Here is a 24,206-nt window from a genome sequence, read left to right as displayed (position 1 = left end):
CATCCCTGGAGAGGCCATGATGAGATCCGGCTCCCCGTCACCGGCCCCTCCGGTCGATCTCGCCGAGGCCCGGCGGGTGGCGGTCGGCGCCGCGGAGGCCGCCGGGGCCCTGCTCCGGGCCGGGACGGGCGGTCCCGTGGAGGCCCGCCCCAAGGGCGACGGCGGGGACGTGGTGACCGCCCTGGACACCGCCGCCGAGGAGCTGATCCTGGGACGGCTGCGCGCCGCGTACCCGGGGCACCGGATCATCGCCGAGGAGTCGGGGGTGCTCGACGGGGCCGCGGACGCGGACGGGTCGGGCAAGGACCTGGTGTGGCTGGTCGATCCGCTGGACGGCACCAACAACGTCGCGATCGGGATGCCGGTGTACGCGGTCGGTCTCGCGTTGTGCGCGCGCGCCGTCCCCGTCTTGGGGGTCGTCCACGACCCGGTGTCGGGACGGACGTGGTCGGCGGTGCGCGGTGAGGGTGCGCTGGGCCCGGACGGCTCACCGCTGACGCTCGCGGTGCGCCCGCGTCCGGGGCGGGAGAGGAACCCGGTGCTGGCCTGGACGCAGGGGCACCAGGTCAGGTCCGACGATCACGTGGCGTTCGCGCTCCGCTCGGCGCTGGAGATGCGCTGCTCGCGGATGCTCCAGCTGTGGGCGCCGCTGGTGGCGTGGGTGATGCTGGCGCGCGGTGACATCGACGGGATCGCCGGGTACCTGCCCGAGATCGTGGACCTGCCCCCCGGCGCGCTGCTGGCCGCCGAGGCGGGCGTGGAGCTGCGCCGCCTGGACGGACGCCCCTACGAGCTGGGCATCGACCGCACGCCGTCGGAGCTGGGGTTCGTGGCGGCCCGGCCGGAGCTGCTGGACCGCCTGCTGGAGACGACCGGCGCGGTCCTGGGCGAGGTCGGCGGCGCGGGCGGGGACGGCCGCACCCGCCGCACCCCCCTCGCCCGGTGATACCCGGCACCCGGTAACGCCGGACGGCCGCGGGTCGCTGCTCAGCCCGTCGCCAGGAGGGCGCCGACCGTGGCCGCGCAGCCCAGCACGGCAAGCACGGTGCCGGTCAGGACGAACTTGCGCATCGGCACGCGCACGTCCCACCGGCGGCACCATTCGAACCACAGCAGCGTGGCCAGCGACCCCCACGGCGTGATGACGGGGCCCACGTTCGTCCCGATCAGCAGGGAGAGGAGCTGGTCCCTGTTGGAGACGGGGACGGCCGACTCCCCCGCGACGTAGGCGGGCAGGTTGTTCAGGACGTTCGACAGGCCCGCGCCGGCGAAGCCCGCCCTCAGCGCGCCCGCCACACCGTCGTCGCCGCCGACGAGGGAGCGCATCACCTCGTCCAGCCCGTAGCGTTCGAGCGTGGGCACCACCAGGAACAGGCCCGTCACGAACACCATGAGCTGCCAGGGGATCAGGGCGGGCCGCAGCGCCGACCGGTCCCGCACGGCGAACGCGGCCACGGCCAGGACGGCGGCCACCGCCGCCGCGACGCCGAGCTGGACGCCGGTGTGCACGCCCGCGAGGATCGCCCCGATGAACAGCAGGCAGGCGATGCCCGTCGCGGAGAACAGGACCTTGTCCCGCACGGGGGCGACCTCGGGCAGGTCGTAGGACTCGGCCCCGCGCATCCCCCGCCGCCAGAAGAACACCCACAGCAGCGCCATCGTGACCGCCAGGACGGCCACCTGCGGGAACCACATCCGGGCGGCGAACGCGGGCGTCTCCAGGGCGACGCGGTCGGCGGCGAGCAGGTTGGTCAGGTTGGACACCGGCAGGAGCAGGCTCGCCGTGTTCGCGAGCCACACCGTGGTCATCGCGAGCGGGAGCGCCGCGATCCGCGCGCGCGCCGCCAGCGCCAGCATCACCGGCGTGAGCAGCACGGCGGTCGTGTCCAGGTTCAGGAACACGGTGATGACGGACGCGAACGCCACGCACATCAGGAACAGCGCCGCATAGTTGCCGCGTCCCGCGCGCGCCATCCGCTGGGCGATGGCGTCGAAGACCCCCGCCTCCTTGGTCAGCTCCGCCAGCACGATGACGCTGAACAGGAAGAGCAGGAGCGGCGCGATGCGCCCGACGCTCGACCGCGCGGTCTCCGCCGGGAGCAGTCCCGTGGCGACGAACACCAGCCCGAGCGCGAGCACCCCGGCGCGCACCCAGTCCAGGGCGCCCAGCGAGCGGGCGGCCCTGCGGAGGGAGGCGTTCGCGGACGGCACCGCGACATGATCCCATAGGGAGCGGGCACACCCTCTTCGCGGCCGGGGCACGCGATACTTGCCGTATGACACCCCCCGGCGACCACACCCGGCAGGAGCGCCCGACCGACTTCTTCATCAGCTACTCGCCCGCGGACGAACGGTGGGCGTCCTGGATCGCGTGGCAGCTGGAGGCCGCCGGGCACCGGACGATGATGCAGGCGTGGGACTTCGTGCCCGGCACCAACTTCATCGACTTCATGGACCGGGGCCTGTCGGAGGCGAAGGCCGTCGTGGCGGTCCTGTCGAGCAACTACCTCAGGTCGCGGTACGGGCGGCTGGAGTGGATGGCGGCGCTGCGCGCCGACCCCGACGACCCGGCGCGCAAGCTGGTCACGGTCCGGATCGAGGACTGCCCGATCGACGGCCTGCTGTCCACGATCACCTACGTGGACCTGGTGGGGGTGGACGACCCGGACGAGGCGCGCGGCCTGCTGATGCGGCGCATCCAGGAGGCCCTGGCGGGCCACGCGCGGCCGGTGAACGGCCCAGGCTTCCCCGGCGGGGGCCCCGGCCGCGCGGACCGCGCCCCGCTCGTCGGCCACGTCGAGGGCGGCGGGAACGGCGGCGGAACGGGGGGGAACGGCGGGGGCGGGCTGCCGGACCCGGCCGGGGAACGGCCCGTCCGCCGCGCCCCCGTGGCCGCTCCCGCGTTCCCCGCCCGCGAGGGCTCCCCGGACCTGGAGCGCGAGCACGTGAGCGTCCTGCACGTCTCCGGGCCCCGCTTCGGGCGGACGCTGGCCGAGCCCGGCGAGCCGACCACGGCCGCGGAGCTGCAGGACCGCATCTGGAGCGACGTGACGCGGCTGGCCGACTCCGGCGTCCCGCGTCCCGACCTGCTGGTGGTCACCGGCAACCTCACCCACTCCGGCAGCCGCAAGGAGTTCACCGAGGCGCTGTCGTTCCTGACGAGCCTGCGGGCGCTGCTGGGCCTGGAGGCGCAGCGCGTCATCGCCGTCCCGGGCACCCACGACGTGACGCGGGCGGCCTGCCAGGCGTACTTCTCCAGCTGCGAGGCCGACGACATCGAGCCGCAGCCGCCCTACTGGCCGAAGTGGCGGCACTTCGCGGGCCTGTTCAAGGAGTTCTACCAGGGGCTGGACTCGCTCATCTTCGACAGCGCCCAGCCCTGGACCCTGTTCCCCGTCGCCGACCTGAAGGTCGTCGTGGCCGGGCTCAACTCCACCCTGCCGCAGACCCACCGCCCGGAGGACCGCCACGGCCGGATCGGGCAGGCGCAGGCGGCGTGGTTCAACGAGCGGCTGCGGCACTTCGAGGACGAGGGGTGGCTGCGGCTCGGCGCCGTCGAGCACACGCCCGTCGCCGGCGAGCCGGGCGCGCTGCGCGACCCCGAGACCGTCGAGACGCTGCTGAGCGGGCACGTCCACGCGTTCTTCCAGGGCGCGGAGTCGGAGCTGCGCGCGATGCCGCTGCTCGGATCCGGCGTCCCGTGCGTCCCCGCGCTGGGGCCGGGCCGCCACCAGATCGTCGTGCTGCGGCGGGACGGCCTGGAGCGGTGGGTGCCCGAGGACGCGGCGCGGCGCGGGCCCGAGCGTCTCGGCGTGGCCTGGGCGGACGCGGGCGGAGCGTTCCCCCCGCCACGAGGTCAGGCACCGCCCGCGGGACCCGCGCCCCAGCTCGGCGCCGGGCCGGAGGCCGGTGCCGGGGCCGCCGGCGCCGACCCGGCCCCCGGCCCGACCGAGCGGCTGCTGGACCGGTTGACCGAGGCGTGCGAGACACGCTTCGAGCGCGCCACGATCCGGCGCGTCGTCCCCCCGCCCCGCGCCGACGGGCGGACCGACCCGCCGCACCTGCTGCTCACCCACATGGAGGACGGCTTCGTCCGGCAGTACCGGATCGGCGCGCACGTCGGCCAGGTCACCGGGGACGACGTGGACGCGTTCGTCCGGCACGTGCACGCCGACGGCGCCGACCACGGGTCGGAACTCGTCTACCTCGGCCCGGCCCCGGCCCGGTCCCTGCGCGACGACGCGCTCCGGCGGGGCATCCGGGTGCGCAGCCTCACCGAGTTCCAGGGGCTCCTCGACCTGTCGGAGTACGTCACCGCGCAGACGGGCCGGCTGTCGGCCGGCGACCTGTACCCGCCGTCGCTGTACGTCCCGCAGCGCTACCGGGAGCTGGACCGGTTCCGGCCGGCGGGCCCGTCCGACGCCGACGACGCCGCGGACCCCGGCGACGGCGGCGAGGTCCATGACGACGTCGTCGGCGAGATGCTGCGGCTGCTGGCCGCCGACCACGGCCGGTTCCTGCTGCTGCTCGGCGACTTCGGGCGCGGCAAGACGTTCTCGCTGCGGGAGCTGGCCCGCCGGATCCCCGGGGAGCTGCCGCACGTCGTCCCGATCCTCATCGAGCTGCGCGCCCTCGACAAGGCCCACTCGGTGGACGGCCTGGTCGCCGCGCACCTCGCGAACCACGGCGAGGAGCTCATCGACCTCAAGGCGTTCCACTACATGCTGCGGCAGGGCCGCATCGTCCTGCTGTTCGACGGGTTCGACGAGCTCGTCACCCGGGTGACCTACGACCAGGCCGCCGACCACCTCGACACGCTGCTGCGCGCCGCCCAGGACAAGGCGAAGATCGTCGTGGCGAGCCGCACCCAGCACTTCAAGTCGCAGGCGCAGGTGCTGACCGCGCTCGGCGAGAAGGTCGGCGTGCTGCCGCACCGGCGCGTGCTCGGGCTGGAGGAGTTCACGCCCGCGCAGGTCCGCTCGTACCTGGTGAACCGGTATGGCGACGAGCAGGCCGCCGACGACCGGCTCGGCCTGCTGTCGGGCGTCGAGGAGCTGCTGGCCCTCGCGCCCAACCCGCGGATGCTCAGCTTCATCGCCGACCTGCCCGAGGAGCGGCTCCGCGCCGTCGCGCAGGCCCGCCGCGCGGTCAGCCCCGCCGACCTCTACCAGGAGATCCTGTCGTCCTGGCTGGCGCACGAGGCCGAGCGGGTCCGGCCCGCGGGCGGCCCGTCCGGGCTGCGGGAGGAGGACATGTGGGAGGCGGTCGGCACGCTCGCGCTGCGGCTGTGGGAGGGCGACGAGCAGTTCCTGCGCCTGGCCGAGCTCACCGACGTCGCCGACGCCCTCACCGGCCTCGCCGACGGGCGCCTGTCCCCCCACCAGGTGACGCACGCCGTCGGCGCCGGGAGCCTGCTCGTCCGGACGAACGAGGGCCTGTTCGGCTTCATCCACACGTCCGTCATGGAATGGCTCGTCGCCCGGCACATCGCCGGCGCGTTCCGCGGTTCCGGCGCGCCGGCGGCGCTCGCGCGGCGCGCGCTGACGCAGCTCACCGTCGACTTCCTGTGCGACCTCGCCGACACCCGCGCCTGCCAGGAATGGGCGGACGGGGTGCTCGCCGACCCTGGCGCCGGCGACGTCGCCCGCGCGAACGCCATCCGGATCACCACGCGGCTGCGCACCCCCGCCCACACCGACCTGCGCGGCGCCCGCCTCCAGGGCGAGGACCTCTCCTACCGCGACCTGCAGGAGGTCGACCTGACCGGCGCCGACCTCACCGACGCGCAGCTCGTCGGCGCGAACCTGTCGCGGGCCGTGCTGCGCGACGCCTCCCTCGCCGGCGCCCGCCTCGACGAGGCGCGGCTCACGGGCGCCGACCTGCGCGGCGCCGACCTGTCCCGCGCCCGGCTCGCCCGCGCCGACCTCCGCGACGTCGCCGTCGAGGGGAGCCGCTGGACGCGCGCCGCGCTCGTCGACGCCGCGCTCCCGAGCCGGATCGCCGCGGCGCCCGAGCTGCGCGAGGCCGCGATCGCGCCGGGCCGTCCCGTCGAGATCCAGGTCGCGCCCGCGGCGGTCGGCGTCCCCTACGGCTTCCACTTCCAGACGAGCCGCCTCCCCCAGCCGCTCGCCTACAGCCCCGGCGGATCCGTCCTGGCCGTCGGCAGCGAGGACGGCGGCGTCCTCATCTGCGACGCGGTCACCGGAGTGCCCATCCGCACCCTCCAGGGACACCGCGACCGCGCCTACGCCGTGGCGTTCGACGCCGACGGCAACCTGCTCGCCAGCGGCTCCGCCGACGGCACCGTCCGCATCTGGGACCTCGCCACCGGGGATTGCGCGCACGCCCTCGACGTGCACCCCGAGGGCGTCTGGCCCGTCGTCGCCGGTGGCCCCGGCCTGGTCGCCGCAGGCGCCGCCGACGGGACGATCCGCGTCTGGGACGCCGCCACCGGCGCCCCCCTGCACGAGCTGCGCGGCCACACCCCGCCCGTCTACACGGCCGTCTTCGACCCCGCCGGAACGCTGATGGTCACCGGCGACGCGGGCGGGACGCTCCGCGTGTTCGACCTCGCCACCGGCGCCCTCCGCCGCGAACTGACCGGCCACCGCGGCGCCGTCTTCCGCGCCGTGTTCCACCCCGGCGGGTCGCTGCTGGCCGCCGGGGACGAGGCGGGCGTCGTCCGGCTCTGGGACATCCGCACCGGCGAGATCCGGCAGGAGCTGCTCGGCCACACCGGACGCGTCTACGCCATCGCCTTCCACCCGGGCGGGCGCCTCCTCGTCACCGGCGACACCGACGCGTCCGTGCGCCTGTGGGAGGACGGCGTCCACCGCGCCACCCTCACCGGGCACGGCGGCGCCATCTACCAGGCCGCCTTCAGCCCCGACGGGAGCCGCCTCGCCACCGCCGACGGCGCCGGGTCCGTCCGGCTGTGGGACCACGAGACCGGGCGGCAGCGCCTCGAACTCGCCGGGCACCGCGGCGCCGTCTGGCCGTTCGCGTTCCGCCCGGACGGCGCGCAGCTCGCCACCAGCAGCAACGACGGCACCGCCCGGCTGTGGGACGCCGGGACCGGGCAGTGCCGCGTCGTGCTGCGCGGCCACGGCCGCCGCGTCACCGGGGTCGCGTTCAGCCCCGACGGCGGGCTGCTGGCCTCCAGCGGCAACGACGGCCTCGTCCGGCTGTGGGACCCGCGCTCGGGACGGCTCGTCCGCGAGCTGCGCGGCGTCGCCGACAACCTCACCTCCGCGCTGTTCAACACCCGCGACTCCCAGCTCGCCACCGCCACCAACGACGGCGGCGTCCACCTGTGGCAGGCCGGGACAGGCGCGTTCGAACGCGAGCTGAACGTCGAGACCGACCACGTGTGGGCGCAGGCGTTCGCGCCCGAGGGCGACGTCCTCGCCACCGCCAACGACGACGACAGCGTCCGCCTCTGGTACTGGACGACCGGCCGGGAGATCGTCAACCTCGCCGCCCACAAGGGCCGCGTCCGCTCGATCGACTTCCACCCGTCCGGCGCGCTCGTCGCCACGGGCTGCGACGACGGGCTCGTCCGGCTCTGGGACACCGGGACCGGCGCCCTCACCGCCACCCTCCGCGGCCACACCGCCCGCGTCTACCGGGTGGTGTTCTCCCCGTCCGGCGGCGTCCTCGCCAGCAGCAGCAACGACGGCACCGTCCGGCTCTGGAACCCCGGCACGGGGGCGACGCTGCACGTCCTCACCGGTCACGCCGGCCGCCTCTGGACGGCCGCGTTCCACCCGTCCGGCACCATGCTGGCCAGCGCCGGCGACGACATGGCGGTGCGGCTGTGGGACCCGTCCACCGGTGCCCTCCTGCACACCCTCACCGGCCACACCCGCCGTGTCTGGTCCGCGGCCTTCAGCCCCGACGGCGCCCTCCTCGCCACCGCGGGCGACGACGGCGCCGTCATCCTCTGGGACGTCGCCGGGCCGTCCGCCCCCGAGCGGCGCGCGACCCTCCTCGGACTCGCCGGGGGCTGGGCCGCGCTCGCGCCCGACGGCCGCTACAAGTGGGAGGGCGACGCGACCGCCGAGTTCTGGTACGCCGTCGGCATGTGCCGCTTCGAACCCGGCGAGCTCGACACCTACCTTCCCGAGGTCCGCCAGATCCCCATGGAAAGCAGTTTCTGACAAGGCCGGCGCCTGCGTCTCCGGCCCCAGGCTCGTCCCGCGACACGTCATCCGCGGGCGGTGAGGGCCTTCCAGAGGGCGTCGACCTGGGCCTTGAGGTCGTCCAGGGTGCCGGAGTTGTCGATGACGCGGGTGGCGATGGCACGGCGCTCCTCGGAGGTGGCCTGGTTCGCCATGCGGGCGCGGGCGTCCTCCTCGGTCATGCCCCGCCGGGACGCCAGGCGGCGCAGCCGCGTCTCCTCGGGCGCCTCGACGACCACGACCTCGTCGTACATGGAGGCGAGGCCGTTCTCGGCGAGGAGGGGGACGTCGTAGACGACGACGGCGTCCGGGGGCGCGGCGTCCATCAGCTCCCGCGTCCGCTCCCCCACCAGCGGGTGGACGATCGCGTTCAGCGCCTTGAGCCGCTCGGGGTCGGCGAACACGATCGAGCCGACCTTCGCCCGGTCGAGCGCCCCCGACGGCAGCAGCACGCCCTCGCCGAACTCGGCGGCGACGGCGGCGAGGCCGGGCGTGCCGGGCTCGACGACCTCGCGGGCGATCCGGTCGGCGTCGATGACCACGGCGCCGTGCCCGGCCAGCAGCGCCGACACCTCGCTCTTGCCCGATCCGATCCCGCCGGTGAGTCCCACTTTCAGCACGGGTTCACCCTAAGCCTCACACCGTCCCGGCCGGGACGAGGGACTTGCGCATGTGGACGAGGGTCAGGTGCGCGGCGACGCGCTCGCGGTGGGTCTCGGTGTAGCCGAGGCGCCTGTACAGCCGCAGGTTCGACTCGCTGAGGTGGCCGGTGAACAGCACGCACGCGTCGGCGCGGCCGGTGATCTCCTCTTCGAGCGCCCGCATGAGGAGGGCGCCGAGGCCGCGGCCCTGCATGTCGGGGACGACGACGAGCCGTCCGACGAGGCAGGTGTGGTCGCTGAACTGGGCGCGGACGGCGCCGACGAGCCGCCCGTCCAGGGTCGCCTTCAGCACGACCGCGTCACCGGCGAGGACCTTGCCGAGCTGGTCGAGGGACTCGACGAGCGGCGGGATGAACGGGTCGCCGTACAGCTGCGCCTCGGCGACGTAGGCGGCGCGCTGGACGGTCAGCAGTTCGCCCGCGTCCGGCGGGGCGGCCCGCGCGACGGCGACGGTCGGTTCGCTCATGCGCCCGACCCTAGTGCCGTCCGCCGTCCCGGTCCCCTCACCGCCCGATCCGGACGGTCACCGCTACGGGATAGTGGTCGGACGCGTCCGATCGCGGCACGTCGTAGTCGGTGAACATCAGCCCGTCGGAGCCGAGGACCTGGTCGACGCGGCGCCCGTCGGACGTCGTCGGGGGGGTGTCGGCGCCGAGGGCGGCGCTGCGCAGGTCGGTGTCCACCAGGCCGCCGAGCTCGGGGCTGCCGGGTTCGGCGTTGAAGTCCCCGCCGATGACGGTGCGGGGGGCGCCGCCCCAGGCGCGGACGAGCGCGGACACCTCGCGGGCCCGCTCGTCGGCCTGGTCGCCGCCGCCCTCCAGGTGGGTGGACCACACGTCCATGGTGGTCGGCCCGACGGCGAGGCGCGCCCACACGTAGCCGCGGATCTGCGACCAGTCGCCCTTGGCCATCCGTCCCGTCCCGGACGAGCGGACCGGCAGGGAGGTGAGGATCGCGTTGCCGAACTGGCCGTCGGCGGCCGGGCCCCAGATCAGCTTCATGCCGAGGCGGCGCGACAGCCACACCCCGACGTCGGTGGTGCCCGACAGCAGCGACCCGCGGCTCGCCTCCTGCAGCAGGACGACCTGGGCGCGCTGCGCCTCGATGGTGCGGGCGACGCCCTCCGGGTCGAGCCGCCCGTCCTGGTTGACCGAGTCGTGGATGTTGTAGCTGAGCAGCCGCACCTGGCCGGGGACGGGCCCGGCCTTGGCGGTCCCGTCCGGCGCGGCCACGGTGAAGATCAGGGTGCCGGCCAGCAGGAGCAGCGCGGCGGCGCCGGCGGTCAGCGCGCGCAGCGGCGCCCGGGCCGGCAGCGGCCCGCCGCGGGCCGCCGCGGCGGCGGCGAGCGCGCCCAGCAGGATCCCGGCGAGGCCCGGCAGCACGTTGTTGGGGAACGGCAGCGGCGAGACGGCGCTGACCTGGTACGGGACGAGGATCAGCGCGACGAGCAGGCCGCCGAGGGCGGCGCCGACGTCGATCCGCCAGACCGGGCCGCCCGCTCCGGCGCGGCGCAGCGGCGCCCGGCACGCCACGGCCAGCAGCCACGCCGACAGCACCTGCCCGACGATCACGATGGGGACGACCTCGATACCGGACACGGCGTAGGTCCCGGCGACCGCCCCCGCGCCGACGCCGAGCAGGGTGCCGCCGAGCACGCACACCCCGCCGGGCACGGCCCGGACGGCGAGGCCGGAGGCGAGGAACGCGAGGGCGAGGCCCTGCCCCACGACCACGACCACGTGCGCGGCGGTCAGCGACCGCCAGCCGGAGGACGCCACGAACGCCGGGCTGGACAGCACCAGCACCTGCAACGCCAGGAACGGCCCGATCGCCGCCGCGCCCAGGGCGTCCCGCCAGGAGATGCCGGGCGCGGTGACGGGGCCGGAGGCGATCTCACGGTAGACGGCGGCGGCGCCGAGGCCGACGAACGCCAGGCAGGGCAGCCACGGCGCGACCCCCTGCCGCCACACCGGGTCCCAGGTGGCGAAGCACATCCGGACGGCCGAGTCCGCGGAGAGGCCCGCGACGGTGGCGGTGGCGAAGCCGACGCCCGACAGCCCGCGCGCGCCCTCGAACAGCGCCGCCACCGCGATCATGCCGATGGCGGTGCCGGCGAACGCCAGCCAGGTCTGCGGGCCGATGGCCTGGGCGAGCAGCCGCACCGCGAACAGGCCGCCGACCCCGGCGAGCAGCAGTCCGCGGGGCCCGGCGGCGCGCCGGATCGCCGGCGCCGCGAAGCCGGCGAGGTAGACGGCCAGTACCGCCAGCGCGGCGACGGCCGTTCCGGTGCCGTCGGCGAAGTGGTCGAGCTGGGGCAGCGAGAAGCGCAGGGTCTGCGCCAGCACCGCGACCGTGATCGCGATCAGCGCGAGGCGGGCGGGCCCCTGCGGGACGATCGAGGGTCCGGCCGCGGCCGGGCCGCCGGTCTTGGTGCCTACGTCTGTGCTGGCCAATTGAACGAGTGCTCCCGGGGACGAGCGGACCTACGGGTGACGGCGGTTCCCGCGGCTCCGGGGGACCACCGCGGCGGCGCGAGCGCGCCGCAGGGGGACTCTATTGCCCCGGCGGGTGGTTCCGCGCGTGAAACCGGCCACGGCCGGAGCGCGATCCCTGAAGATCGTGCTCCGGCCGTGGCCAGGATGTCATCGGCGCGCCGGTGGGCGGTGACGGGTCACTGACCGCCGGACAGCTTCTCCCGCAGGGCCGCGAGCGCCTCGTCGGTGGCCAGCGCGCCACCGGTCGACTCGCTCTCGCCGCCGCCGGAGTAGGACGTCTCGCCGCCGCCTCCTCCGCCGCCGCCGCCCGCGGGGGCCGTGTCGGCCTCCGCCTCGGCCTTGCGGGCCTCTTCGATCTGCTTGCGGTGGGCGTCGAAGCGGGCGCGGGCCTCGGCGTACTGCCGCTCCCAGGTCTCGCGCTGCTCGTCGAAGCCCTCCAGCCACTCGCCGGTGTCGGCGTCGAAGCCCTCGGGGTACTTGTAGTTGCCCTGGTCGTCGTACTCGGCGGGCATGCCGTACAGCGTCGGGTCGAAGTCCTCTTCCTCGATGCTGGCGGCGCCCTCGTTGGCCTGCTTGAGCGACAGGCTGATGCGGCGCCGGTCGAGGTCGATGTCGATGATCTTCACGAAGATCTCGTCGCCGACCTGCACGACCTGCTCGGGGATCTCGACGTGGCGCTCGGCCAGCTCGGAGATGTGGACCAGGCCCTCGATGCCCTCCTCGACCCGGACGAACGCGCCGAACGGCACCAGCTTGGTGACGCGGCCCGGCACGACCTGGCCGATCTGGTGGGTGCGGGCGAACTGCTGCCACGGGTCTTCCTGGGTCGCCTTGAGCGACAGGGAGACGCGCTCGCGCTCCATGTCGACGTCCAGGACCTCGACCGTGACCTCCTGGCCGACCTCGACGACCTCGGAGGGGTGGTCGATGTGCTTCCAGGACAGCTCGGAGACGTGCACCAGCCCGTCCACGCCGCCGAGGTCGACGAACGCGCCGAAGTTGACGATCGAGGACACGACGCCCTTGCGGACCTGGCCCTTCTGCAGCGTGTTGAGGAAGGTCTGGCGGACCTCGCTCTGCGTCTGCTCCAGCCAGGCGCGGCGGGACAGGACCACGTTGTTGCGGTTCTTGTCCAGCTCGATGATCTTGGCTTCGAGCTCGCGGCCGACGTAGGGCTGCAGGTCGCGCACGCGGCGCATCTCCACGAGGGAGGCGGGCAGGAAGCCCCGCAGTCCGATGTCCAGGATGAGGCCGCCCTTGACGACCTCGATGACGGTACCGGTGACGATGCCGTCCTCGTCCTTGATCTTTTCGATCGTGCCCCAGGCGCGCTCGTACTGGGCGCGCTTCTTGGACAGGATCAGCCGGCCCTCCTTGTCCTCCTTCTGGAGGACGAGGGCCTCGACGTGATCCCCGACGGCGACGACCTCGTTGGGGTCGACGTCGTGCTTGATGGACAGCTCGCGCGAGGGGATGACGCCCTCGGTCTTGTAGCCGATGTCGAGGAGGACCTCGTCACGATCGACCTTGACGACAGTGCCCTCGACAATGTCGCCGTCGTTGAAGTACTTGATGGTCTCGTCGATCGCGGCGAGGAAGGCTTCCTCTGACCCGATGTCGTTGACCGCTACCTGCGGGGTGGTCGAGGTGGCCTCGGTGCTGCTCGTCATGTGTCGGCTGGCTCCGGTACGGACATGGTAGTCGTATGGGTTATGCGCGGAGGGCCGTTATCCGCCCTGCCGAGGACCGGAAGGAGACGCGGGCGGAGCCGCGTCGAAGAACCGAACCGAAGTCGCCGACCTGACCGAGCGCGAGCCTGCTCCGTCCGAAGCGCGCGCAGGCCCACAGCGCAGCGATCAGGATATGGGACCAATCTCTCGTGGTCAATCCGGTACCGGCGCGTCCGGCTAGTAGAGCCGCCCCCAGTCCCTGTACTCCTTGGCCAGCCGGTCCTCCGAGGTCTTCGGAAACGTGATCGTATTCGGATCACCGTCAGAGGTGTACCGCTCCGCCGGGTTCTTGTCCAGATGCTCCAGCCAGGCGGTGGAGCAGAACCGCGTGCAGTCGTTCTCCTCGATCTTGCCCTCGGACCGCACCCGGTTGATCGCCCACCGGTCGAACGAGCCGTCGAACGGGGACTCCGACGGCTTCCACCCGGCCAGGAAGATCCCCCTGAACCCGTAGCGCCCGTCCTGCCTCTGCGCCCACGCCTTCTTGCGGGGCGCGGACCCGAACGGGTAGGCCAGCGTCGTCGTGTGCGCGCCGGTGATCCCGACGATCTGGTCCTCCATGCCGCCGATCTCCGCGCGCACCGCCTTCTCGGACATGCCGGAGAGGTCGGGATGCGTCGAGGTGTGGTTGCCCAGCTCGAACCCGTGCTCGGCGAGCCACCGCAGGCCCGCCGCCGCCTGGGCGCCGGTGAGCTGGAACAGGTCCTTGTTCAGGTAGAACGTCGCCACCGGGCGGAACCCGGGGTTCTCCCGGGCCACCCGCTGGATGATCGCGACCGCCGTCTCCGGCAGCGGATTGCCCTGCGGGTCGAGGGCGAAATGGCCGGGCGTGCTGTCGTCGAACGTCAGCACCACCGGATGCCTCCCCGCCGGAATGTCGATCCGCCCGGCTACGAACTCCGCGGCCGTCACGGGGACGTACCCGCCCTTGGCGAGCCGGGTCAGCTCGTCGTAGAGCTCCTTGCCCGTCCGGTCGAGGGACAGCTCGGCCTTCTTCATGATCCGGTGGTACATCAGCACCGGCACCTGGCCGAGCTCGTTGGCCTTGGCCGCCACCGCGGCGGGCGCCGCCGCCGCGATCGGCCGCGTGACGGGCCGCGCGGCGCCTCCCTGCCCCGGCGGCGCCGGGGCGCCCGCCCCGGGCCCGGCGCGCGCGGGCGGCGTCGCCCGGGAGGCCGCTCCGGCCTGGGTCGCGGTGGCCCCCCTGTCCCTCCCCCGCCGCTCCGCGGGCAGGGCCAGCCCCAGGATCACGGCGCAGACGATCACGACTCCAGCGATCTTGTGAAGGAGAGGCATCGTTCCTCCCGCCGGTCGACCCGAACAGGACCAGGGGACAGCGTACGGCGCCCCGGACATCCACGGACACCTACTCGCTTACCCGTCCGATCCCCACGCACCACCCCCACGCCGCCCCGCATCCGCTCAAGTCCAAAAAGCCCCCGGTAAAACCCCACCTTCCCCACACCCGAAACCCCGGATCCCCCCGCCCCAAAAAGAACAAACCAGACAAACAAGAACCCGAAAATCCCCCCACACCACCAAAACGCACAAATCAGCCAAACAACCCGACCGAACACTCCTGCAGACCAGAGCACGCCAGGAAGTTCACAAAGAAGTCACCCAAGAGCCCACGCGAGCGCCCCACGACCCGAAGACGAGCCGCAGAGCGCGCCTCCAGCGGGGCGAGGCGGAAGCGAATGCGTGAGCCGTATCAGTGGAGAGCTGACCGCCGCGCAGGCCACACCAGCAACGCGGAGACGAGCCGCAGAGCGCACGCCCAGGCGGGAGAAGCCGCCTTCAGGTGCGGGGAGACCTCAAGTGGCACGCGAGCGCGCTACCAGCCCGCGTGAGGCAAAGCCGAAGGCGAGCCTCACGCGGGCTGATCGCGAAGCGATGACGCGCTCGCCCCAAGCACGGTCAGGGTCCGAGCCGCCAGGCGAGGACCCTGGGCCGGGATTGCATTTAATGAGCAGCGTCTTGCCAGGTGCGGCCGGTGCCCATGGAGACGCCCAGGGGGGCGCGCAGTTCGTAGGCGCCCGCCATCTCCTTGCGGACGAGGGTCTTCAGCGCGTCCAGTTCTCCGGCGGCGACCTCGAAGACGAGTTCGTCGTGGACCTGGAGGAGCATGCGGGATTCCAGGGCGGCGGCGCGGAGGGCGCGGTCGACGTTGAGGCTGGCGACCTTGATGATGTCGGCGGCGGAGCCCTGGATGGGGGCGTTGAGGGCCATCCGCTCGGCCATCTCGCGGCGCTGGCGGTTGTCGGAGTTCAGGTCGGGCAGGTAGCGGCGGCGGCCGAGGATGGTCTCGGTGTAGCCGTCCTGGCGCGCTTTGGCGACGACGTCGCGCAGGTAGTCGCGGACGCCGCCGAACTGCTGGAAGTACTCCTCCATGAGGCCGCGCGCCTCGTCGGGGGAGATCCGCAGCTGCTGGGACAGGCCGTACGCGGAGAGGCCGTAGGCGAGGCCGTAGTTCATCGCCTTGATGCGGGCGCGCAGTTCGGAGTCGATCTGGTCGGGCGGCAGCCCGAAGACGCGGGAGGCGGTGATGGTGTGGAAGTCGGCGCCGGAGCCGAACGCCTCCAGGAGCGCCTCGTCCTCGGACAGGTGGGCCATGATGCGCAGTTCGATCTGCGAGTAGTCGGCGGTCAGGAGCGACTCGAAGGGGGCGCCGACGACGAACGCCTCCCGGATCTGGCGGCCCTCGGCCGTGCGGATCGGGATGTTCTGCAGGTTGGGGTCGGTGGAGGAGAGGCGGCCGGTGGCGGCGACCATCTGGTTGAAGGTGGTGTGGATGCGCCCGGCGTCGTCGGCCATGGGGATGAGGGAGTCGACGATGCTCTTGAGCTTGGCGACCTCCCGCCAGCGCAGGATGTGCTCCAGGACGGGGTGGCCGTCCTTCTCCAGGAGGGTGGTGAGCGCCTCGGAGTCGGTGGTGTAGCCGGTCTTGGTGCGCTTGGTCTTGGGGAGGTTCAGCTCGTCGAAGAGGACCTGCTGCACCTGCTTGGGGGAGCCGAGGTTGAACTCGTGGCCGACGGCGTCGTGGGCGCGCTGCTCCTGCTCCTTGACCTGGCCGCCCAGGGAGGCGGAGAGGCCGGCGAGGTGGTCGGCGTCGACGGCGATGCCGGCGCGCTCCATGGCGGCGAGCACGCCGACGAGGGGCAGCTCGACCTCGTGGAGGAGGCGGGTGGCGCCGCGCTTGTCGAGGTCGGCGTCCAGGACGTCGGCCAGCTCGGCGACGGCGCGGGCGCGGACGGCGAGGGCCTCGGCGGCCTCCTCCTCGCCGGAGCCGTCGAGGGTGAGCTGGCCGGAGTCCTCGGTCTCGTTGCGCAGCTCGCGGTGCAGGTAGCGCAGGACGAGGTCGGACAGGTCGAACGTGCGCTGGCCGGGCAGGGCGAGGTAGGCGGCGAGGGCGGTGTCGCTGGTGACGCCGTCCAGGGTCATGCCGCGGGCGGCGAAGGCGAGCATCGGCCCCTTGGCCTCGTGGATCGCCTTGGGGCGCGCCGTGTCGGCGAGGTAGGCGGCCAGGGCCCGCTCGTCGTCCTCGATGAGCCCGGCCGGGTCCAGGTGGACGGCGGGGCCCTTCTTGGACGCGAGGGCGATGGCGGTCAGCTCGCCGGTGCCGCGGCCCCAGGCGCCGGTGACGGCGATGCCGAGCCGGTCGCCGGAGCCGGCCTCCAGCCAGGAGCCGAGCGCCCCGGGCTCCAGCGCCTCCAGGTCGACCTCGAAGCCCTCGTCGGCCTCGGGCTCGGCGGCGGAGATGGTGGAGTACAGGCGTTCGCGCAGGACCCGGAACTGCAGCGAGTCGAAGAGGGTGTGGATCTCCTCGCGGTCCCACTGGCCCATGGCGAGCTGCGGCGGCGTCAGCTCCAGGCCGACCTCGGTGTCGAGCTTGTTGATCTGCTGGTTGCGCAGGACGCCGGCGAGGTGCTCGCGCAGGTTGTCGCCCGCCTTGCCCTTGATCTCGTCGACGCGGGCGACGAGGGTGTCGAGGTCGCCGTACTTGACGAGCCATTTCGCGGCGGTCTTCGGGCCGACGCCGGGCACGCCGGGCAGGTTGTCGCTGCTCTCCCCCACCAGCGCGGCCAGCTCGCGGTACCGCTCGGGCGGCACGCCGTACTTGGCCTCGACGGCGGCCGGGTCCATGCGCGCCAGCTCGGAGACGCCCCGCACGGGGTACAGGATCGTGACGTCGTCGTTGACGAGCTGGAACGCGTCCCGGTCGCCGGTGACGATCAGCGTCTGGAGGCCGGCCGCGGTCGCCTGGACCGACAGCGTGGCGATGATGTCGTCGGCCTCGTAGCCCGCGACCGACAGCCGCGGGATGCGCAGGGCGTCCAGCACCTCGAAGATCAGGCTGACCTGGCTGCGGAACTCGTCGGGCGTCTTCTGGCGGCCCGCCTTGTACTCGACGTACTGCTCGTGCCGGAACGTCGGCTCGGAGCGGTCGAACGCCACCGCGATGTGGGTGGGCTGCTCGTCGCGCAAGACGTTGATGAGCATGGACGTGAAGCCGTACACGGCGTTGGTGGGCTGCCCGTCGGTGGTGGAGAAGTTCTCCACGGGCAGCGCGAAGAACGCGCGGTAGGCCAGGGAATGCCCGTCGAGCAGGAGGAGCCGGTCGCGCTTGCCAGGGGTCGATGCTGTCTTCGCCACACCAGGACTCTAGTCTGCGCGTGGGACAGATTTGCGGAGGCTTGAGTGGGCGACACCGGTGACGGGCCGGCGCGGGAACCGCTGGCGGAGATCTTCTCCGGCACGGACGACGCGCACGGCGACTTGGCGCGGTCCATGGGCGTCGAGTACGTGGAGGGGACGCCGGAGCGGGTCGTGGGCCGCATGCCCGTGAACGGGAACACGCAGCCGTACGGGCTGCTGCACGGCGGCGCGTCCTGCGTCCTGGCGGAGTCGCTCGGCTCGGCGGGTGCGGCGCTGCACGCCGGCCCGGGGCGGATCGCGGTCGGCATCGAGATCAACGCGACGCACCACCGGTCGGTGACCGGCGGATACGTGACGGGCGTCGCGACGCGCGTGCACGGCGGGCGGACGCTGGCCACCTACGAGATCGTGATCACCGACGAGCAGGACAGGCGGGTCTGCACCGCGCGGCTCACCTGCATGCTCCGCGACCGTCCCTGAGCTTTTCTTTGCGATGCACCGCCCGGGGTCTGTAGCGTGGATCGGAACGGCCCGGGATCACCGAGTAGACAACGTACGCGCCCGGGGAAGGTTCGTACGGCCCCAAAGGTGATCCCGGGTCAGCACGTGTCCGGGGAGGCCGCGGCCCCGCGACACCGGCAAGAGCGCGTCGGTGGTCGCGGTTGGGTTGCGATCTCCCCCGGGGCGTTCACCCGGACCGGGCTCCGGCCGTACGTTCCCCTCATGCCTCCACGTTCCGTCCTCGCGGGCGCGGCACTCGTCCTCTCCGCCGCCGCGCTGGCGGGCTGCTCCGGCTCCGGGGACGGCGACGCCCGCCCCGGCTACCGGATCCCGTCCGAGAGGGCGCGCGAATCGGAGATCGCCACGGAGGGCAAGGCGGGGCGCAGCGCCGACATGCGGTTCACGGTCATCGGGTTCCGCGAGGGGATCACCGAGGTGATGGGCACCCACGCCGCCATGGGGGCGCATGGCACCTTCACCCGGATCCGGCTGATCGCGGAGAACACGGGCCGCGACATCCAGGTCTTCGACACCTGGAAGCAGCGCCTCGTCACCACCGACGGCGCGGTCCACGAGCCGGACGTCAACGCCACGATGATCAAGCGGCAGCCCGAGCGGCTGTCGGTGGGCGCGGCGATGCGCTGCGAGTTCGACGTGTGGTTCGACGTGCCGCGCGGCGCGCGGACCAAGGCCGTCCGCCTCTACGGCTCACCGCCGGTGGGCGCGGTCGGCCAACCGGACCCGGCCGAGATCCCGCTCCCCTGACCGGAACGCGGAGCGCCCGCCGGGTCCGGACGGACCGGACCCGGCGGGCGCCTGGAAGCGGACTCGCCGTCCTACCCGGCGGGATCCTTGCCCGTGTCACCGGTGGGCGTGCCGTCCGGCCGGGTGTCACCGGGGCCGGGGGCGTCCAGCGGGGCGTCCTCCGGCGGTCCGGCGCCGTCGTCCGGCGGGGCCGTGCCGCCCCCCGCCGCGGCGGCGCCGAGGTCGCCGCCGAGGTAGGCGGCGCGGACCTCCGGGTCGTCCAGCAGGTCGGCGGCGGGCGCCGACTTCACGACCCTGCCGGTCTCCAGCACGTACGCGCGGTGCGCGATCTGGAGGGCCTGCTGGGCGTTCTGCTCGACGAGCAGGACGGTGACGCCGCGCCGGTTGATCTCCTGGATGATCGTGAAGATCTGCTGGACGAGCATGGGCGCGAGGCCCATGGACGGCTCGTCCAGCAGGAGCACCTTCGGCTTGGCCATCAGCGCCCGGCCGATCGCGAGCATCTGCTGCTCGCCGCCGGACATCGTGCCGCCGGCCTGCGACTTGCGCTCGGCGAGCCGCGGGAACAGCTCGTAGACCTCGGCGAGCTCCTTGGAGGGGTCGTCCTTGCGGGCGTAGGCGCCCATCTGGAGGTTCTCCTCCACCGTCATGCCGGGGAAGATCCCCCGGCCCTCCGGTGCCTGCCCGATCCCCGCGAGGACCCGCTTGTGGCCCCGCATGGCGCTGATGTCGGCGCCGTCGAAGCGGATCGCCCCGGACGTGAGCGGCCGCAGCCCCGAGATCGTCTTCAGCGTGGTCGTCTTCCCGGCGCCGTTCGCGCCGATCAGCGTGACGATCTCGCCCTGGCCGACGGAGGCGGTGATGCCCTTGAGCGCCGCGATCTTGCCGTAGTGGACGTGGATGTCCTCGATCTCAAGAAGCATCGGCCGGAGCCCCCAGATACGCCTCGATGACCCGCGGGTCGTTCTGCACCTCGGCCGGCAGCCCGTCGGCGATCTTCTGGCCGAAGTCCAGTACCGCGATCCGGTCGCTGATGCCCATGACCAGGCTCATGTCGTGCTCGATGAGCAGCACCGTCACGCCCGTGTCACGGATCTTGCGGATCAGCTCCTGGAGCGCGACCTTCTCCGCCGGGTTCATGCCGGCCGCCGGCTCGTCCAGCAGCAGCAGCTTCGGGCCCGTGCCGAGCGCCCGCGCGATCTCCAGCCGCCGCTGGTCGCCGTAGGGGAGGTTCTTGGCGGCCTCCCCCGAGCGGTGCGGGATGCCGACCAGCTCCAGCAGTTCCCGGGCCCGCTCGCGGCCCTGGCGCTCCTCGCGCCGGTGCCACGGCAGGCCGAGCGACGCGCCGGCGAGACCCGTCCGGTGGTGGGCGTCGGTGCCCACCAGGACGTTCTCCAGGGCGGTCATGTTGTGGAACAGCCGCACGTTCTGGAAGGTGCGGGCGACGCCCAGCTTGGTGACGGCGTAGCGCTTCTTGCCGTCGATCCGCCGGCCGTCGAACACCACCTGGCCCTCGGTCGGCCGGTAGACGCCGGTGGTCACGTTGAACACCGTGGTCTTCCCGGCCCCGTTCGGGCCGATCAGCGCGAAGATCTCGCCCTCGCCGACCGTGATCTCGACCTTGTTGAGCGCGACGACGCCGCCGAAGCGCATGACGACCTCACGCAGCTCCAGCACCGGGGTCCGCTCGCTCGTCCCGCTCACTTGCCCACCTCCGCGGCGGCGGCGGACTGTCCCGGCCCCGCGACCTCGGCTCCCATGCTGCCCATCCCGCCGGTGCCCTCGGCCAGCTCGGCCTTGCGGCGGCGGGACGGCCACAGGCCCTCCGGACGGAAGATCATCATGACCACCAGCGCGGCACCGAAGATCAGCATCCGGTAGTCCTGCATGAACCGGAACCGCTCGGGCAGCCACGCCACCAGGAACGCGCCGAGCATCACGCCCGGGATGTTGCCCGAGCCGCCCAGCACCACCCCGGCGAGGATCAGCGCCGACACCAGGAACGTGAAGTTCTCCGGGTTGATCGACGTCTGCTTCGCGGCGAACACGACGCCGCCGCTGCCGCCGATCGCCGCGCCGATCGCGAAGGCCGCGAGCTTGAACTTGAACGTGGGGACGCCCATCAGCTCGGCGGCGTCCTCGTCCTCGCGGATCGAGGCCCACGCCCGGCCGACCCGGGACTTGTCGAGCCGCCGGACGAAGATGATCGTCAGGATGATGAAGGCGAGCAGCAGGTAGTAGTACGGCCGCGAGTCCAGCAGCCCGTACTTCAGCGGCTGCACGCCCATGACCTCGAACTCCGACAGCGTCGGCGGGTGCGGGATCCCCTGCACGCCGCGCGGGCCGTTGACGTAGGAGCTGTTCTGGGCGGTCGTCTTGACGATCTCACCGAAGCCGAGCGTGACGATCGCGAGATAGTCGCCGCGCAGCCGCAGCGTCGGCGCGCCGAGCAGGACCCCGGCGAGCGCGGAGAAGGCGATCGCGAGGACGAGCGTCTCCCAGAACGTCCAGTCGTACTTGGTGGCGAAGATGGCGATCGTGTAGCCGCCGACCGCGTAGAAGGCGACGTACCCGAGGTCGAGGAGGCCGGCCATGCCGACCACCACGTTCAGGCCGAGCGCCAGGAGCACGTACACGGCGATCTGGTCGCTGAGCATCGTCGGCCAGTCGCTGCCGCTCGGGGCCATGAGGTTCCCGACCGGCTGGCTCGGCAGGAAGATCCCCGCGACGATGACCAGGAGGTAGACGGCCCAGCGCGCCCAGCCGGGCGCCTCGGCCCAGCGGTCGCGCACGGCGTCGAGCGAGAGGGCGGGCGAGCGCCCCTTTCCGTTCTTCGAGGGGCTCATGCGCGCGCCTGCTGGAGGGACTCACCGAGGATGCCGGTGGGACGGAACATCAGGACGAGGATGAGGATGGAGAACGCGACGACGTCCCTCCAGCCCGAGCCGAACAGGCTGGAGCCGTAGGTCTCCAGCAGCCCGAGGAGGAAGCCGCCCGCGAGGGCGCCGCGGATGTTGCCGATCCCGCCGAGGACCGCCGCCGTGAACGCCTTGATGCCGAGCAGGAACCCGACGAAGTAGTTGGTGGTCTCGAAGCGCACCATGTACAGGGCCGCGGCGACGCCCGCCATGATGCCGCCCACCAGGAACGTCACCGTGACGACACGGTCGATGTTCACGCCCATGAGCACCGCGGTCTCCGGGTCCTGGGCGGTGGAGCGGATGCCGCGGCCGAGCTTCGTCCGGTTCACGAACTGGTCGAGCGCGATCATCATCAGGACGGCGCCGAGGAACACGATCAGCTTGTCGTTGCTGATCTGGATCGGCCCCGCGTCCACCACGTTGGTGAGCTTCTTGAAGTGCTCGTTGACGTCGAGCTTGCCGCCCTCCTTGGAGGTGCCGAACACCTTGTGGATGATCACGGTGCCGAAGAGCTGCTGGATGAAGATGGACGCGCCGATCGCCGAGATCAGTGCCGCCAGCCGGGACGCCCCGCGTTTGCGCAGAGGGCGGTAGGCCGCCACCTCCAGCAGCATCGCGCCGCCGCCGGACACCGCGCCGGCCACGACCGCCATCAGCACGACCGCGCCGATCAGCGCGATCCCGCCCACCTGGTCGAAGCCCGCGGTCCGCACGGTCCACAGCGCGGCGAAGGTGCCGACCATGAAGATGTCGGCATGGGCGAAGTTGATCAGCCTCAGGACGCCGTAGACCATCGTGTAGCCGAGCGCCACGAGCGCGTAGATAGCGCCCAGGGACAGCCCGTCGATGGTCGACGGCCAGAATTGATTGATGAAGTCGTCGAGCACCTTTGGTCGCCTTTGGTAAAAGGAGCGGGAGCGCTGTAGCGCTCCCGCTCCCGCTCCATCAGTGGCCCCCGGAGCGGGGGACGGTCGGTAAGGCGGGGTGACGCCTTACGAGACCTTGGCCTCCTTGCTGTTCCCGAGCAGCGGCAGCGTGTTGCCCTTCACCTCGTAGATGAAGATGTCCTGCGCCGCCAGCTCGCCGTGTTCGTCGAACTTGATCGGCTTGCCGACGCCCTCGAAGCTCAGCGTCTTGAGGAATCCGTTGATGTCCTCGGTCGAGGTCTTGCCGGCCTTGAGCGCCTCGATGAAGGCCGACGCCGCGTCGAAGCCCTCGGTCGAGTAGATCGCGACCTCGGACCCGTACTTCGCCTTGTAGTCGGCGGCGAACTTCTTGGCCTTCTCGTTCGTCTTGCCCGCGGCGTCGATGAGGCAGCCGCAGCTGAGCAGGGCGCCCTGGGCGTTCTGCTGGCCCGCGCCCTCGATCAGGCCGGCCGCGAGGGACCCGTCGCCCGACATCATCTTGCCCTTGTAGCCGCCCTCGCGCAATTGCTTGAACAACCGTCCCGCGACCGCGTAGTAGCCGCCGAAGTAGACCGCGTCGGGCTTGAACTGGTTGATCTGGTTGACGGTCGAGGAGTAGTCCGCCGCCTTGTCGTTGACGGCGTCGCTCTTGACCTGGGCACCCGGGACGGCCTTTCCGACGGCGTCCGCGAGCCCCTTGCCGTAGTCCTGGTTGTCGGAGACGGTGAAGAGCTTCTTGACGCCCGCGTTCGCGAGGAACTGCCCGGCGCCGGCGCTCTGCACGGCGTCGTCGGCCACCACGCGGTGCCAGTACGTCCAGCCCTTCTCCGCGAGCGTGATCTGCGTCGCCGACGGCGTCACGCTCGGCACCTTGGCCTCGTTGAGGATCGGGTTGACCGCCTGGGACTCACCCGAGAACGCGGGACCGATCAGGCCGACGATCTTGTCCTGCTTGATCGCGCCCTGCACGAGGGTGGTGGCCTGCTCCGGCTTGCCCTGGCTGTCGTACTTCTTGAGGGTGATCTTGACCTTGGGGTTCGTGGCGTTGTACTGGTCGACCGCCAGTTTCGCGCCCTGGTAGGGCGGGACCACCAGGCCCGAGTTCTCGCCGGTCAGGTCGCCCATGAACCCGATCGTGACCCCGTCTCCGCCGGAGCCGCCATCGTCGTCGCTGCACGACACGGCACCGAGCGCGAGCACCGCGCTCACCGCCACCGCGCCGGTCACCCTCATCTTATTGCGCCGCAAGGTGCCCAACCTTTCCATCCGGATCCGGGAGGGGATCGGGTACGAGTCATGCCCCGACGCCGACCTCTGGTGGAGGAATCGGTCACTCGGGGACCAGCTATGTCGTACACCGTGAGGCACACCCAGATCAGCACCCCCGCATA

At 72.6% G+C, this 24,206-nt stretch carries 16 protein-coding genes; 4 read left to right on the top strand and 12 right to left on the bottom strand.

Annotation, left to right across the window (positions count from 1 at the left end; all coding sequences use genetic code 11):
• Nucleotides 1–16 precede the first annotated feature (16 nt).
• Complete coding sequence (locus AGRA3207_RS35005) at nucleotides 17–946, top strand: inositol monophosphatase family protein (protein ID WP_231331523.1); 930 nt, start codon at nucleotides 17–19, stop codon at nucleotides 944–946.
• Nucleotides 947–987: 41 nt separating this feature from the next.
• On the opposite strand, the gene AGRA3207_RS35000 is transcribed toward AGRA3207_RS35005, so the two are convergent.
• Nucleotides 988–2,211: an ArsB/NhaD family transporter gene (locus tag AGRA3207_RS35000; protein WP_231331521.1), complete on the bottom strand. Its 1,224-nt coding sequence runs from the start codon at nucleotides 2,209–2,211 to the stop codon at nucleotides 988–990.
• Nucleotides 2,212–2,276: 65 nt separating this feature from the next.
• Here AGRA3207_RS35000 and AGRA3207_RS34995 point away from each other — a divergent pair, with 65 nt between their 5' ends.
• Nucleotides 2,277–8,159, top strand: a complete 5,883-nt coding sequence (locus AGRA3207_RS34995; protein WP_231331519.1) for a WD40 domain-containing protein — start codon at nucleotides 2,277–2,279, stop codon at nucleotides 8,157–8,159.
• A gap of 47 nt (nucleotides 8,160–8,206) precedes the next feature.
• Here the strand turns inward: AGRA3207_RS34995 and coaE are convergent, their stop codons facing one another.
• From coaE to polA, 6 genes are all read right to left on the bottom strand, one after another.
• Entirely contained in the window at nucleotides 8,207–8,800 is a 594-nt protein-coding gene (gene coaE / locus AGRA3207_RS34990; RefSeq protein ID WP_231331518.1) for a dephospho-CoA kinase, read from the bottom strand.
• A gap of 16 nt (nucleotides 8,801–8,816) precedes the next feature.
• Nucleotides 8,817–9,308 (bottom strand): GNAT family N-acetyltransferase, encoded by a 492-nt coding sequence (locus AGRA3207_RS34985; RefSeq protein WP_231331516.1) that lies wholly within the window; start codon nucleotides 9,306–9,308, stop codon nucleotides 8,817–8,819.
• Nucleotides 9,309–9,345: 37 nt separating this feature from the next.
• Nucleotides 9,346–11,295, bottom strand: coding sequence for an endonuclease/exonuclease/phosphatase family protein (locus AGRA3207_RS34980; RefSeq protein ID WP_231331515.1), 1,950 nt, complete (start codon nucleotides 11,293–11,295; stop codon nucleotides 9,346–9,348).
• Between the two features lie 218 nt (nucleotides 11,296–11,513).
• On the bottom strand, nucleotides 11,514–13,007 hold the full coding sequence (gene rpsA, locus AGRA3207_RS34975; protein WP_231331514.1) for a 30S ribosomal protein S1: 1,494 nt from the start codon (nucleotides 13,005–13,007) through the stop codon (nucleotides 11,514–11,516).
• Nucleotides 13,008–13,244: 237 nt separating this feature from the next.
• Nucleotides 13,245–14,363 carry a polysaccharide deacetylase family protein gene (locus AGRA3207_RS34970; protein WP_231331513.1) on the bottom strand — a complete coding sequence of 373 codons (1,119 nt, stop codon included), beginning with the start codon at nucleotides 14,361–14,363 and terminating at the stop codon, nucleotides 13,245–13,247.
• A 666-nt stretch (nucleotides 14,364–15,029) separates the two neighbouring features.
• Nucleotides 15,030–17,720, bottom strand: a complete 2,691-nt coding sequence (gene polA, locus AGRA3207_RS34965; RefSeq protein ID WP_231331512.1) for a DNA polymerase I — start codon at nucleotides 17,718–17,720, stop codon at nucleotides 15,030–15,032.
• A 135-nt stretch (nucleotides 17,721–17,855) separates the two neighbouring features.
• On the opposite strand from polA, the gene AGRA3207_RS34960 reads away from it, so the two are divergent.
• Together AGRA3207_RS34960 and AGRA3207_RS34955 are read left to right on the top strand one after the other, a co-directional pair.
• Nucleotides 17,856–18,203, top strand: coding sequence for a PaaI family thioesterase (locus tag AGRA3207_RS34960; protein ID WP_231336493.1), 348 nt, complete (start codon nucleotides 17,856–17,858; stop codon nucleotides 18,201–18,203).
• Nucleotides 18,204–18,446: 243 nt separating this feature from the next.
• Nucleotides 18,447–18,989 (top strand): DUF4352 domain-containing protein, encoded by a 543-nt coding sequence (locus AGRA3207_RS34955; protein ID WP_231331511.1) that lies wholly within the window; start codon nucleotides 18,447–18,449, stop codon nucleotides 18,987–18,989.
• 71 nt (nucleotides 18,990–19,060) lie between these two features.
• Here the strand turns inward: AGRA3207_RS34955 and AGRA3207_RS34950 are convergent, their stop codons facing one another.
• From AGRA3207_RS34950 to AGRA3207_RS34930, 5 genes are all read right to left on the bottom strand, one after another.
• Entirely contained in the window at nucleotides 19,061–19,912 is an 852-nt protein-coding gene (locus tag AGRA3207_RS34950; RefSeq protein ID WP_231331510.1) for an ABC transporter ATP-binding protein, read from the bottom strand.
• Nucleotides 19,902–20,642, bottom strand: a complete 741-nt coding sequence (locus AGRA3207_RS34945; protein WP_231336492.1) for an ABC transporter ATP-binding protein — start codon at nucleotides 20,640–20,642, stop codon at nucleotides 19,902–19,904. The genes AGRA3207_RS34950 and AGRA3207_RS34945 overlap by 11 nt, the downstream gene beginning before the upstream one ends.
• A 47-nt stretch (nucleotides 20,643–20,689) precedes the next feature.
• Complete coding sequence (locus tag AGRA3207_RS34940; RefSeq protein WP_231331509.1) at nucleotides 20,690–21,835, bottom strand: branched-chain amino acid ABC transporter permease; 1,146 nt, start codon at nucleotides 21,833–21,835, stop codon at nucleotides 20,690–20,692.
• Nucleotides 21,832–22,797 carry a branched-chain amino acid ABC transporter permease gene (locus AGRA3207_RS34935; protein WP_231331508.1) on the bottom strand — a complete coding sequence of 322 codons (966 nt, stop codon included), beginning with the start codon at nucleotides 22,795–22,797 and terminating at the stop codon, nucleotides 21,832–21,834. Before AGRA3207_RS34935 ends, AGRA3207_RS34940 begins: the two co-directional genes overlap by 4 nt.
• Before the next feature lie 105 nt (nucleotides 22,798–22,902).
• The gene (locus AGRA3207_RS34930) at nucleotides 22,903–24,063 is read right to left on the bottom strand and encodes a branched-chain amino acid ABC transporter substrate-binding protein (RefSeq protein WP_231331506.1); all 1,161 of its coding nucleotides are present in this window, start codon (nucleotides 24,061–24,063) and stop codon (nucleotides 22,903–22,905) included.
• Nucleotides 24,064–24,206: the final 143 nt, after the last annotated feature.

Origin of the sequence: Actinomadura graeca (assembly GCF_019175365.1) — a bacterium.
Taxonomy (GTDB): domain Bacteria; phylum Actinomycetota; class Actinomycetes; order Streptosporangiales; family Streptosporangiaceae; genus Spirillospora; species Spirillospora graeca.
This window is presented reverse-complemented; position numbering and strand designations above follow the sequence as displayed.

Bases quoted from the DNA above. Each gene is read 5' to 3' on its own strand.
- AGRA3207_RS35005 (WP_231331523.1), top strand. From the start codon at position 17: ATGATGAGATCCGGCTCCCCGTCACCGGCCCCTCCGGTCGATCTCGCC.
- AGRA3207_RS34995 (WP_231331519.1), top strand. From the start codon at position 2,277: ATGACACCCCCCGGCGACCACACCCGGCAGGAGCGCCCGACCGACTTC.
- AGRA3207_RS34985 (WP_231331516.1), bottom strand. From the start codon at position 9,308: ATGAGCGAACCGACCGTCGCCGTCGCGCGGGCCGCCCCGCCGGACGCG.
- rpsA (WP_231331514.1), bottom strand. From the start codon at position 13,007: ATGACGAGCAGCACCGAGGCCACCTCGACCACCCCGCAGGTAGCGGTC.
- AGRA3207_RS34970 (WP_231331513.1), bottom strand. From the start codon at position 14,363: ATGCCTCTCCTTCACAAGATCGCTGGAGTCGTGATCGTCTGCGCCGTG.
- AGRA3207_RS34960 (WP_231336493.1), top strand. From the start codon at position 17,856: ATGGGCGTCGAGTACGTGGAGGGGACGCCGGAGCGGGTCGTGGGCCGC.
- AGRA3207_RS34955 (WP_231331511.1), top strand. From the start codon at position 18,447: ATGCCTCCACGTTCCGTCCTCGCGGGCGCGGCACTCGTCCTCTCCGCC.
- AGRA3207_RS34950 (WP_231331510.1), bottom strand. From the start codon at position 19,912: ATGCTTCTTGAGATCGAGGACATCCACGTCCACTACGGCAAGATCGCG.
- AGRA3207_RS34945 (WP_231336492.1), bottom strand. From the start codon at position 20,642: ATGCGCTTCGGCGGCGTCGTCGCGCTCAACAAGGTCGAGATCACGGTC.
- AGRA3207_RS34940 (WP_231331509.1), bottom strand. From the start codon at position 21,835: ATGAGCCCCTCGAAGAACGGAAAGGGGCGCTCGCCCGCCCTCTCGCTC.